This window comes from Pandoraea sp. ISTKB, from assembly GCF_001721285.1.
Taxonomy (GTDB): Bacteria; Pseudomonadota; Gammaproteobacteria; order Burkholderiales; family Burkholderiaceae; genus Pandoraea; species Pandoraea capi.
Genome location: NZ_MAOS01000051.1, coordinates 44,370 through 56,975 on the forward strand (window position 1 = coordinate 44,370; position 12,606 = coordinate 56,975).

8 protein-coding genes and 2 tRNA genes are annotated in these 12,606 nt (G+C 62.0%); 7 read left to right on the top strand and 3 right to left on the bottom strand.

Features of this window, described 5'->3' with window-relative positions:
- Positions 1-2: 2 nt before the first annotated feature.
- The 3 genes from A9762_RS20035 to A9762_RS20045 all read right to left on the bottom strand — a co-directional run bounded on the left by A9762_RS20035 (position 3) and on the right by A9762_RS20045 (position 5,131).
- Entirely contained in the window at positions 3-1,436 is a 1,434-nt protein-coding gene (locus A9762_RS20035; protein WP_069343780.1) for a 3-oxoacyl-ACP reductase, read from the bottom strand.
- Positions 1,437-1,490: 54 nt separating this feature from the next.
- Positions 1,491-3,989: an acyl-CoA dehydrogenase gene (locus A9762_RS20040; RefSeq protein ID WP_069343781.1), complete on the bottom strand. Its 2,499-nt coding sequence runs from the start codon at positions 3,987-3,989 to the stop codon at positions 1,491-1,493.
- A 323-nt stretch (positions 3,990-4,312) separates the two neighbouring features.
- Entirely contained in the window at positions 4,313-5,131 is an 819-nt protein-coding gene (locus tag A9762_RS20045) for a TetR/AcrR family transcriptional regulator (RefSeq protein WP_083254126.1), read from the bottom strand.
- 433 nt (positions 5,132-5,564) lie between these two features.
- Here A9762_RS20045 and tig point away from each other — a divergent pair, with 433 nt between their 5' ends.
- The 7 genes from tig (at position 5,565) to A9762_RS20080 (ending at position 12,604) form a co-directional block, all read left to right on the top strand.
- On the top strand, positions 5,565-6,905 hold the full coding sequence (gene tig, locus A9762_RS20050) for a trigger factor (protein ID WP_069343776.1): 1,341 nt from the start codon (positions 5,565-5,567) through the stop codon (positions 6,903-6,905).
- Between the two features lie 125 nt (positions 6,906-7,030).
- Positions 7,031-7,684 carry an ATP-dependent Clp endopeptidase proteolytic subunit ClpP gene (gene clpP, locus A9762_RS20055; RefSeq protein WP_044458178.1) on the top strand — a complete coding sequence of 218 codons (654 nt, stop codon included), beginning with the start codon at positions 7,031-7,033 and terminating at the stop codon, positions 7,682-7,684.
- Positions 7,685-7,920: 236 nt separating this feature from the next.
- Complete coding sequence (gene clpX, locus A9762_RS20060) at positions 7,921-9,201, top strand: ATP-dependent Clp protease ATP-binding subunit ClpX (protein WP_069343777.1); 1,281 nt, start codon at positions 7,921-7,923, stop codon at positions 9,199-9,201.
- A 194-nt stretch (positions 9,202-9,395) separates the two neighbouring features.
- A complete protein-coding gene (lon, locus tag A9762_RS20065; protein WP_069343782.1) occupies positions 9,396-11,816 on the top strand; it encodes an endopeptidase La in 2,421 nt (806 codons plus the stop codon).
- Positions 11,817-12,112: 296 nt separating this feature from the next.
- Entirely contained in the window at positions 12,113-12,385 is a 273-nt protein-coding gene (locus tag A9762_RS20070; protein WP_069343783.1) for an HU family DNA-binding protein, read from the top strand.
- 52 nt (positions 12,386-12,437) lie between these two features.
- Positions 12,438-12,513: transfer RNA gene (locus A9762_RS20075), tRNA-Val, on the top strand.
- Between the two features lie 14 nt (positions 12,514-12,527).
- Positions 12,528-12,604, top strand: a tRNA-Asp gene (locus tag A9762_RS20080).
- Positions 12,605-12,606 lie beyond the last annotated feature (2 nt).

A 12,606-nucleotide genomic window follows, 5' to 3' on the forward strand; every position in this document is an offset into this window, starting at 1 on the left:
CGTCAGGCTCCGAGCAGGCTCTGACCGCATACGCGCACGACCTGTCCGGTCAGCGCGCCCGAGGCCGGATGCGCCAGCCACGCGATGGTCTCGGCGACGTCGACCGGCTGACCGCCCTGACCGAGCGAGTTCATACGGCGTCCGGCTTCGCGGATGGCGAACGGCACGGCGGCGGTCATCTGCGTCTCGATGAATCCGGGCGCGACGGCATTGATGCTGATCTGCCGCCCGGCGAGCACCGGCGCCCACGCCTCGACCATGCCGATCACGGCCGCTTTGGAGGCGGCGTAATTCGTCTGCCCGCGATTGCCGGCAATGCCGCTGATCGACGCCACGCCCACGATCCGGCTGTTCGTGCGCAGCACGCCGGCGTCGAGCAACGCGGCGTTGAGACGCTGAGGCGCGCCGACATTGATGTCCAGCACGCTTTGCCACTGCGCGTCGCTCATGCGAACGAGCGTCTTGTCGCGCGTGATGCCGGCGTTATGCACAAGAATGTCCAGCCCGTGCGGCGCATGCGTCGACAGATGCGCCAGCAGCACGGCGGCCGCCTCGGGCGCGGCGATGTCGCACGTCAAGGCGCTGCCGTCGAGGCGGGTGGCGACGGTCGTGAGCGCGTCCTGTGCCGCAGGCATGTCGACGCAGACCACATGGGCGCCGTCGCGCGCCAACACGGTGGCGATGGCTTCACCGATGCCACGCGCCGCGCCGGTCACGACAGCCACCTGTCCGGCGAGCGGGCGCTGGTCGCGCATCGGTGGCGTCTCGAACACGGGGTCTTGCAGCGTGACGGCCTGACCGCTCACGTAAGCCGCGCGAGGGGAGAGGAAGAAGCGCAGGGTCGAGTGCAAGGCTTCGCGGGCCTGCGGGGCAACATAGAGCAGTTGCGCCGTCGCACCCCGCTTGAGTTCTTTGGCGAGCGAGCGCACGAAGCCTTCCAGTGCCCGCTGCGCCGTGCTGGCCTGCGGCGTTGCGGCCATCGCCGGCGGCAAGCCCAGTACGAGCACACGTCCGCATCGGTCGAGTGAGGCGAGGGTGTCGTGGAAGAAGGCGTACAACGCGCGCAGGTCGTCGGTGTTGTCGATGGCGCTGGCGTCGAACAGCAAGGCCTTTGGGCGCACGCCTTCGCTCGGGTTGAACCGTCCGCTCATCGTGCCTGCCTTGTTGGCGTACGAGATCCAGTCGAGCCGCTCGGCGTGCGCGAGGCTCGGCACGCCCAGCCAATGCAGTTCACGCGCGAGCCCGGGGAGCAGCGGCGCGTCGCCCGCGCCGCCGACGACGGCCAGCGGTGCGGCAACGGGGCGCGCCTCGGCAACGTCATCGCCGTATTCCGGCATGCGCTCCAGCGGCACGGGGCGCGGCAGGCCGAGCGCGTTGGCAAGGCGGCTACCTACCGCGGAGTTGGCGAAGGCAAGGTATCGGTCGGACGTCGTCACGGCGCGCAAATCCTCTTGGTGTTCGGTGTCGGCGGTATCGTCAGCGGTGTGGACTCACGACGTGAGTGCTTCGTCTGCCGGTGTCTGTTGCTGGGCTTGTCGCATGTCGGCCGTGCGCCCGAAGTCGGCCGGGAAGTCGTCGACGGCGACAGCTTTCGCGGCGTAATCGGCGTACTGCGCCAGCAAACGTCGCTCCTCGTCACTCACTAATTGCAGCTTCGCGGCGTGCTCGACCCAGGCGGTGAATTCGGGCAGGCTCTGCGGCATGACCGGCAGACGGCCGTCCTTGATCGCCGTGCGCAGACGTTGCTCGATGACGGTGACCTGCGGCGTCATCTGGAAGACGATTTCGCCGTAGGCCAGATCGTCGACCTCGGGGCTCGGCGAGTAACTGCCGGCGATAAGGCGCTCGCGGGCGTCGCCCGGCGTCTGCATGATCTCGGCAACGCGAGCGGCCAGCGCATCAGACGGTTTGGCATACGGCAGGCCGAGCGGCATGAGCTTCCAATGCATCCACCACGCCACGCCGCGCGAGGGGTAGTTTGCGAGCACACCTTCGAACGCCTCACGGGCTTGCCAGAGGGCGTCCTGCGCGGCCCAGTGCACGAGCGGCAGGTCGGCTTGGGGGCGGCCCTCGTCTTCGAAGCGCTTGAGGGTGGCCGTGAGCAGGAAGAGCTGAGAGAGGATGTCGCCGAGGCGTCCGGTAATGCTCTCGCGACGCTTGAGCGAACCGCCGAGGACAGCCATCGACACGTCGGCGGCAATGGCGAGCAGCGTCGACATGCGGTTCGCGGCGCGATAGTACGCGTGCAATTCGGGGGCGACGTTCGACGGGACGGCCGAGAAGCGGGCATGCGTGATGCCTTGCAGCGCGCCACGCACGATGTTGCTCGTGACGAAGGTCAGATGGCCGAAGAGCGCATCGTCGAAGGCGCGTACGGCGGCGGTGTCGTCGGTCGTCTGCGCGGCGGCCAGTTCCTTGAGCACGTACGGATGGCAGCGAATCGCACCCTGGCCGAAGATCATCAGGCAGCGCGTCATGATGTTCGCGCCTTCGACGGTGATCGACACCGGAATCTGCTGATAGGCGCGTGCGAGGAAGTTGTTCGGGCCCATGCAGATGCCCTTGCCCGCAACGACGTCCATGCCGTCGTTCACGACCTTCCGTGCGCGCTCGGTCACGTGATACTTCGCAATGGCGGAGATCACCGACGGCTTCTCGCCGAGATCGACGGCGAGTGCGGCCATGCGACGCGCGGCATCCATCGCATACAGGTTGCCGGCCATGCGCGCGAGCGCTTCCTGCACGCCTTCGAACTTGCCGATGGGGGTGCGGAACTGGCGGCGCACGGCGGCGTAGGCGCCAGTCGCGCGCACGGCAATCTTCGAGTAGCCGACGTTGGAGGAGGGCAGCGAGATGGCGCGGCCGGCGGCCAGACATTCCATGAGCATGCGCCAGCCCTTGCCGACTTGTGCCTGTCCGCCGATCACCCATTCCAGCGGAATGAAGACGTCCTTGCCGGAGTTCGGGCCGTTCTGGAAGACGGCGTTCAGCGGCCAGTGACGGCGTCCGATGACGACGCCCGGATGCGTCGTCGGGATCAGCGCACATGTGATGCCGGGTTCGTCGTCGTCGCTCAGCAGATGGTCCGGGTCGAGCGCACGAAAGGCGAGGCCGAGCACCGTCGCAATGGGGCCGAGCGTGATATAGCGCTTGCTCCAGGTGACGCGAAAGCCCAAGGTTTCGCGTCCCTCATGCATGCCACGGCAGACGATGCCCACGTCAGGAATGGCGGCGGCGTCCGAGCCGGCGTAGGGGCTCGTGAGGGCGAAGCAGGGAATCTCCTCGCCCTTGGCCAGACGCGGCAGGTAATAGTTCTTCTGGTCCTCGGTGCCGTAATGCAGCAGCAGTTCCGCGGGACCCAGCGAGTTCGGCACCATGACCGAGACAGCGGCGGCCGAGCAGCGCGACGCCAGCTTCATCACGACCTGAGAGTGCGCATAAGCGGAGAATTCAAGGCCACCGTAGCGCTTGGGGATGATCATGCCGAGAAAGCCGGCGTCCTTTGCGTATTGCCACGCCTTGGGCGGCAGGTCTTGCCAGACTTGCGTGCTCTCCCAGTCGTTGGACAGGTCGCACAGGTGCTCGACCTGATTGTCCATGAAGGCTTGTTCGTCGGCGCTGAGCGCCGGGGCGGGCAGTGCGGAAAACTTGTTCCAGTCCGGGCGGCCGGAGAACAGGTCGGCATCCCACCAGACAGTGCCGGCCTCGATGGCATCTTTTTCGGTGTCCGACATTTCCGGCATGATGGTCCGGAATTTGGCGAGCATCGGCGCGGTGATCCATGCGCGGCGCAGCGGGCCGATAGACAGGATCAGGGCAGGCAGTACGAAGACGATGCCTAGCACGGCGGTCGCGACGACGCCCGTCAGCCCGCAGGCAAGGCCCGCGCCGACCCACAGCACGGTCGCCATCAGCCATTGCCAGGCGTGCGCACGATAGAACAGCAGGGCGCTCACGCCCACGACAAACGCGAGAATCCATACGACCATCATTTTCTCCTCCCTTTGGGTTCAGCTCGCCGGAAGGCGCCATCGCGGCTACCGTCCTGCAGCGCATAAACCCCGATGGGCGAATGCGTTGCGCGTGCGTGCTGTCGTCCTCATGCCGTCTACCGGATTTCGCTGGCGTTGCGCGCAGTTGGAATCGGTGACGGCGTTTTTATTGGATCGTTCGGCGATGTATTGGTGCGCCGGGAATTCGAGTAAAGCGTCGAATTTCGAAACTTCGGGGCGTTGCAATGCCACTGTCCCGCAGTGCTGACGGATGAGGCAAAACCGCTGCGCGTCTCGTGCAGCGGCACTGGCAGGCGGGATCAGGCGCTCGCGAGCGACAGGCCGCCGGACGTCGGGCCCTCGTCGTTGGCTTGCGGCGTCGACGCGCCGGACACTTGTCCTGCCTCACGCGGCGGTGTGACGTCGGCGTCCTTCGCCAGCGCAAAGACGGCGGCGAAGCTTGCGAGTTGTTCTTCGCCCGGCATCGGCGCCTTGAGCGCGGCGACCATGAGCGCGGTCAGCCTTGCCACGACTTGCAGGTCGCCCATCGGCTGGCCCTGTGCGAAGGTGTCGATGAGCCGCGACGTGTCGCTGCTGGCGAGCACGCCGGAGAGTGCCTGCAAGGCGAAATGAAGACGCCAGCCAAGCTCCTGCCTCGGCAGTTCCGGCAGCGCGCGCGCGAAAGCCTCGAAGAAGCGCTCGAAGACCGGGGCGTAATGCTGTTGCAGATAGTCGCGAATGAAAGGCGAAGGATCGGCGTACACGCGCCCGAGCAGTCGCAGGAACGCCGGACCGCCGATGTCGCGATGATGGGAGATCGCCAGTGCCGGGATGAACATGGCGCCGAGCACGTGCTCGCAGGTCAGCTTCGGCGCAGGCCACTCGGCCTCGGCGCGGGTGAGCAGCGCCAGACGCTCGTCGTTGAGCCGGTCGAGCCGGCGCGAGAGCATCGCTTGCAGCAAGGTCTCCTTGCTGCCGAAGTGGTAGTTGACGGCGGCCAGATTGACCTCGGCGCGCGAGGTGATCTGACGCAGCGACATGGCTTCGTAGCCGAATTCGATGAACAGGTCTTCCGCGGCATCGAGGATGCGCAGCTTTGTGTCGCCGGCTTGGCGGCCGGCTGGGGCGCGAGGACTCACGACGTATCTCCAGTGAGACACGGCACCACGCCGCGTCATCTCAAGGAACCGATGTTTCATTCAAACGTTCGATTGAATCCTAGGCGGTTGGCGGACGTCTCCCAAGCGATATTTATGGATTGCATCCTCTAAAGCTTGGGCTGAGACAAGCGGGCCGGGGCTTTGCGCAATAACGCGCGTTGAACCTGTGCAGGGACGGAAAGGTCTGATTTCCGTGCTTTCCTGCCGGAAAGTCTGGGGGCGGGACAATAGTTTGCTAGAATGTCCCGCTTTATGTGCAAGACCGTTTTGGCGCTAACCCGATTTATCGGGTGCGGAGGGAAGCCGGCGTCGTATCGTCGGTTCCGGCCCAAGGTTGATTAACTGACAGGGTCCGCTTGCGGCATTCCCTCGCCGCAACACAGAACGACCCTCTGGATGGACGAATATCCTCATGACTATCGCTGTTGAAAACCTCGGCAAGCTCGAGCGTCGCTTTACCATCACCCTGCCGAAGCAGGACGTTGAAAAAGAAGTTGCAGCGCGCATTCAGAAGCTGTCGAAGACGGTCCGTATGCCGGGCTTCCGTCCGGGCAAGGTGCCGCTGAAGATGGTCACCCAGCAGTATGGTGGTCAGGTCGAAGCCGAAGTCGTCAGCGACAAGGTCGGCCAGCAATTCTTCGAAGTCAGCAAGGAACAGGATCTGCGCGTGGCCGGTCAGCCGAGCTTCGCCCCGAAGGCTGATGCTGCTGCGACCGATTACGCATTCGACGCCACGTTCGAAGTCTATCCGGAAGTGAAGATCGGCGATCTGGCCACGGCCGAAGTGAGCCGCACCACGACCGACGTCTCGGAAGCCGAGATCGATCGCACCATCGACATCCTGCGTAAGCAGCGCGTGCACTACCACGTGCGCGGCGAAGCCGGCGCCCATGGCGACGGCGGCTCGGTCGAAGCCAAGGACGGCGATCGCGTGACGGTCGACTTCGTCGGCAAGATCGACGGTGAAGTGTTCGCAGGCGGCAGCGCCGAAGACTTCGTCTTCGTGCTGGGCGAAGGCCGCATGCTCCCCGAATTCGAAACGGCAACGCTGGGCCTGAAGGTCGGCGAGTCGAAGGAATTCGAACTGAAGTTCCCGGACGAATACCACGGCAAGGAAGTGGCCGGTAAGACCGCCACGTTCACCGTCACGCTCAAGAAGGTCGAGTGGGCGCACCTGCCGGAAGTCGACGGCGAATTCGCCAAGTCGCTCGGCATCGCCGACGGCAGCATCGAAAAGATGCGCGCCGACATCAAGGAAAACCTGTCGCGCGAAGTGAAGCGTCGCACGCAGGCTCTCCTCAAGGATCAGGTCATGAACGCCCTGATCTCGGTGTCGGAACTCGACGTGCCGAACGCGCTGGTTGCTCAGGATCAGGAGCGTCTGGTGGCCATGGCTCGTCAGGACCTCGCACAACGCGGCGTGCCGAACGCCGGCAATGTGCCGATTCCGGCTGAAATGTTCAAGGAACAAGCCGAGCGTCGCGTGAAGCTGGGTCTGATCCTGGCCGAGCTGGTCAAGCAAAATGACCTGCAAGCGAAGCCGGACCAGATCAAGGCCGAAGTCGAAGAGTTCGCGAAGAGCTACGAAGACCCGCAAGAAGTCGTCCGCTGGTACTATGGCGATCAGCAGCGCATGGCGGAAATGGAAGGTTTCGTCGTCGAGAACAACGTGGTCGAGTTCGTCCTTGGCAAGGCCAAGGTGACCGACAAGCAAGTTAGCTTCGAAGAGCTGGCCGGCAACACGCAAGCCTAATCGGCGCGACACGACCGACTGAACCGCCGCGGCCGCAAGGCCGTGGCGGTTCTTTTCCAAATGGCCTCCGGGCTTCCTCCTTGCGGCGCGCAAAACCATCTCGATAGAAGGGTCGAACCGATATGATTACCCGTTCCGAATTGCTCGCCCAACTCGCCTCCCAGACACACAACTCCGCTCTCGACACGCAAGGCCTTGGCCTCGTGCCGATGGTCGTCGAGCAAAGTGGTCGTGGTGAGCGCGCTTACGACATCTATTCGCGACTCCTCAAGGAGCGCATCATTTTCATGGTTGGCGAGGTCAACGACCAAAGCGCCAACCTCGTCGTCGCCCAATTGCTGTTCCTCGAGAGCGAAAATCCTGACAAGGAAATCTCGATGTACATCAACTCGCCGGGCGGTTCCGTCTCGGCAGGTCTGGCGATCTACGACACGATGAAGTTCATCAAGCCGCCGGTCTCGACGCTGTGCCTCGGTATGGCTGCCAGCATGGGCGCCTTCCTGCTCGCCGCCGGTGAGAAGGGCAAGCGCTTCGCGCTGCCGAACGCACGCATCATGATCCACCAGCCGCTGGGCGGCGCTCGTGGTCAGGCATCGGACATCGAGATTCACGCCAAGGAAATCCTTTTGCTCAAGGATCGGTTGAATCGTCTGCTGGCCGAGAATACCGGACAGTCGCTCGAAGTGATTGCGCGCGACACCGATCGCGACAACTTCAAGTCGGCGGCCGATGCCGTCGAGTATGGGTTGATCGATCGCGTGCTCGAAAAGCGTCCCTGATTCGGACCCGAATTCGGGGCGCCTGACGGCAAAATCGTTGGCGCGACACCAGGCATTTTCGTTTCGGGAAGCAGGGTGATCGCGCCAAGTCTTTGTCGTAAAAGGGAATTTATGGCTGTCGCGAGTGGGCCACACGCTCGTACGGCATGGCGTTACAATGGGATTCACGTATGCCGCGTTTGCCGCCCCCGACGGGGGACGACCGGGGCGCAAATTGCTAGCAGGCTGACACAGATATGGTGGATAAAAAAAGCACTTCCAACGGCGAAAAGCTGCTCTACTGCTCCTTCTGCGGAAAGAGTCAGCACGAGGTCAAGAAGCTCATCGCAGGTCCGTCCGTGTTCATTTGCGACGAGTGCATTGATCTGTGCAACGAGATTATTCGCGACGAGGCCGCAGCGGCCGAAGACGAGAATGGCAGCGGCGCCAAGTCCGATTTGCCGTCTCCGCAGGAAATTCGCGAGAGTCTCGATCAATACGTGATCGGTCAGGACCGTGCCAAGAAGATTCTGGCCGTTGCGGTCTACAACCATTACAAGCGATTGAAACACCTCGGCGACAAGCGCGACGAGGTCGAGCTTTCCAAGAGCAACATCTTGCTGATCGGGCCGACCGGTTCGGGCAAGACGCTGCTCGCGCAAACGCTCGCGCGTCTGCTCAACGTGCCCTTCGTGATTGCCGACGCCACCACGCTGACCGAAGCCGGTTACGTGGGTGAAGACGTCGAAAACATCATTCAGAAGCTCCTGCAGAACTGCAACTACGAGATCGAGCAGGCGCAGAAGGGTATCGTCTACATCGACGAAATCGATAAGATCAGCCGCAAGTCGGACAATCCGTCGATTACGCGTGACGTGTCGGGCGAAGGCGTGCAGCAGGCGCTGCTCAAGCTGGTCGAAGGCACGATGGCTTCGGTGCCCCCGCAGGGCGGTCGCAAGCACCCGAACCAGGATTTCATCCAGGTCGACACGACGAATATCCTGTTCATCTGCGGCGGTGCGTTCGATGGTCTCGAAAAGATCATCATGAACCGTACCGAGAAGACCGGTATCGGCTTCGGTGCGACGGTGAAGACCGGTGAAGAGCGCGACGCAGGCGAACTGCTGCGCGACGTCGAACCGGAAGATCTGATCAAGTTCGGCCTGATTCCGGAGCTGATTGGTCGTCTGCCGGTGGTTGCCACGTTGGGTAAGCTTGACGAAGAAGCGTTGGTGACGATCCTGATCGAACCGAAGAACGCACTGGTCAAGCAGTATCAGCGCCTGTTCCTGATGGAAGGCGTGGAACTGGAAATTCGTCCGGCGGCGCTGCACGCGGTGGCTCGCAAGGCCATCAAGCGCAAGACCGGCGCTCGCGGCCTGCGTTCGATCATCGAACAAGCGCTGCTGGAAGTGATGTACGAGTTGCCGTCGCTCAAGGGGGTAACCAAAGTGATCCTGGATGAGAACGCGATCAGCGGCGACGGAAAGCCGCTCTTGATCTATCAGGAGTCGCCCAAGGTTGCCGGTTCCAATTGAACGGTCAACTCAGCGCTACCCTAAGCCGTTCATGGAAACATGGACGGCTTTTTTTCCTTCATACTAGTGCCACGGGCAATGAAACCCCGAGTGGTGCAACTTGTTGGCGAAAGGGCTGGTCCAGCCCCTTGTAATTCTCGCCGGCGGCCTCAATTAGCTGGAACACAACGGTATCGTTAAATATGGGGAACGAGATGTCAGGCACCCAAATCCTCCCGCCCGAAGCGATTCAACTGCCCCTGTTGCCTCTGCGCGACGTGGTCGTGTTTCCGCACATGGTGATTCCCCTTTTCGTGGGGCGTCCGAAATCGATTAAAGCGCTTGAAACCGCGATGGAAGGCGGCAAGCACATCATGCTGGTCGCACAGAAAGCCGCGGCCAAGGATGAGCCCACGGCCAAGGATCTCTATGAGATCGGCTGCGTGGCGAACATCCTGCAAATGCTCAAATTGCCCGACGGCACCGTCAAGGTGCTGGTCGAGGGTATCCAGCGCGCCCGCACCCTGAGTGTGGACGAAGAGGAAACCCAGTTCACGTCGGAAGTCATGCCGCTCGAACCGGATGACGGCAACTCGCCGGAATCCGAGGCGCTGCGTCGCGCGATCGTCGCGCAGTTCGATCAGTACGTGAAGCTCAACAAGAAGATTCCGCCGGAGATCCTGACGTCGCTGTCGGGGATCGACGAAGCGGGTCGTCTGGCTGACACCATCGCTGCGCATCTACCGCTCAAGCTCGAGCAGAAGCAGAAGATTCTGGAGATGTTCCCGGTCATCGAACGTCTTGAGCATCTGCTGGCTCAGCTCGAAAGCGAGATCGACATTCTTCAGGTCGAAAAGCGCATCCGCGGCCGCGTGAAGCGTCAGATGGAAAAGAGCCAGCGCGAGTACTACCTGAACGAGCAGGTCAAGGCGATCCAGAAGGAACTTGGCGAAGGCGAGGAAGGTGCGGATCTCGAAGAACTCGAGAAGCGCATCAAGGCCGCGCACTTGCCCAAGGAAGCCAAGAAGAAGGCCGACGCCGAACTCAAGAAGCTCAAGCTGATGTCGCCGATGTCGGCGGAAGCTACGGTCGTGCGCAACTACATCGACACGCTGGTCGGTTTGCCGTGGCGCAAGAAGAGCAAGGTCAACAACGACCTGTCGAACGCCGAGAAGGTGCTCGACGAAGACCACTTCGGTCTCGAGAAGGTCAAGGAACGTATCCTTGAGTATCTTGCTGTGCAACAGCGCGTGGACAAGGTGAAGGCGCCGATCCTGTGCCTCGTGGGGCCCCCCGGCGTGGGCAAGACCTCGCTCGGTCAGTCGATCGCGCGTGCGACGAACCGCAAGTTCGTGCGCATGGCGTTGGGCGGCGTGCGTGACGAGGCCGAGATTCGCGGTCACCGTCGCACGTACATCGGTTCGATGCCCGGCAAGATCCTTCAGAGCCTGTCGAAGGTCGCCGTGCGTAACCCGCTGTTCCTGCTCGACGAAGTGGACAAGATGGGCATGGACTTCCGCGGCGATCCCAGCTCGGCGTTGCTCGAAGTGCTCGATCCGGAACAGAACCACACGTTCTCGGATCACTACGTCGAAGTCGACTTCGATCTGTCGGACGTGATGTTCGTGGCGACGTCGAACTCGCTGAACATTCCGGCGCCGCTGCTCGACCGTATGGAAGTGATCCGCCTGTCGGGCTACACGGAAGACGAAAAGGTCAACATCGCCCAGCGTTATCTCCTGCCGAAGCAGAAGAAGAACAACGGGTTGAAGGAAGGCGAAATCGATCTGACGGAAGCCGCGATTCGCGACATCATTCGTTACTACACGCGTGAAGCGGGCGTGCGTTCGCTTGAGCGTGAGATCTCGAAGATCTGCCGCAAGGTCGTGAAGATGTTGCTGCTCAAGAAGGTCGATGGCTCGTCGATCAAGGTCGATGCGGGCAACCTCGATAACTTCCTGGGCGTGCGCAAGTTCGACTTCGGTCTGGCCATGAAGGAAAACCAGATCGGCCAGGTCACGGGTCTGGCGTGGACGGAAGTGGGCGGCGATCTGCTGACCATCGAAGCTGCGCTGATGCCGGGCAAGGGCAACATCATTCGCACGGGTTCGCTCGGCGATGTGATGAAGGAGTCGGTCGAAGCGGCCCGCTCGGTGGTGCGTTCGCGCGCACGTCGCCTCGGTGTGACCGACGAACAGTTCGAGAAGAAGGACATCCACATTCACGTGCCCGAAGGCGCGACACCGAAGGACGGTCCGTCTGCCGGTATCGCGATGACGACGGCGCTCGTGTCGGTGCTGACCGGAATTCCGGTGCGTGCCGATGTGGCGATGACCGGCGAAATCACGCTGCGTGGCGAAGTGCTGCCGATCGGCGGCCTCAAGGAGAAGTTGCTTGCGGCTCACCGTGGCGGTATCAAGCTGGTGTTGATTCCGGAAGAGAACGTGAAGGATCTCGCCGAGATTCCCGACACGGTCAAGAACGCGCTGGAGATCGTGCCGGTGCGCTGGATCGACAAGGTGCTGGAGCTCGCACTGGAGCATGCGCCGACGCCGCTGCCGGAAGAGGAAGCCAAGGCTGCACCGGTCACGCCGAATGCGGATGCCGGTGGCAAGCAGGACGTCATCAAGCACTGATCGCTGTTTTCATCGGGTGAGTGATCGCAGGTCGGGTCACTGCCCGGTGAAAAAAAGCGCAAAAAGCTCGGGGTTTTCCCCGGGCTTTTTTTATTCACACAAAGTGCTCGAAAATAGCGACCGGAATGCATTGATTCAGGAGTGCTTCCGATGCCGTCCAGAGGCCGCAAAACGGCTTGACATCAGGGTTTGCGGCTTGTCTAATGGCAAAGCCAGCGGACCTTCAGATCAATGTCAAGGCGCATCAAGAGCGCCTCCGCGGCTCAATCGCCTACTATCCTTGCAAGGGGGTTACAGTGAATAAGACGGAACTGATCGATCACATCGCAAAAGAGGCAGACGTTTCGAAAGCCGCTGCCGGTCGAGCACTTGACGCATTGGTGGGTGCAGTAAAGAAGTCGCTGAAAAAAGGTGACGATGTGACGCTGGTTGGCTTTGGCACCTTTTACGTTACGAAGCGCGCTGCCCGAACGGGTCGCAATCCTCGCACTGGGGAAGCCATCAAGATCAAGGCGGCAAAGGTTCCGAAATTTCGCCCTGGCAAAGATCTCAAAGATAATGTAAACTAACCAGCTTTCCTGCTTCGGCAGGAGGCAGTAACAACAAGACAAAATCAGGAACGGGTGCTTAGCTCAGTTGGTAGAGCGGCGCCCTTACAAGGCGTAGGTCGGGGGTTCGAGCCCCTCAGCACCCACCAGTTCCAGATCTTGGGGAGCGGTAGTTCAGTTGGTTAGAATACCGGCCTGTCACGCCGGGGGTCGCGGGTTCGAGCCCCGTCCGCTCCGCCAAA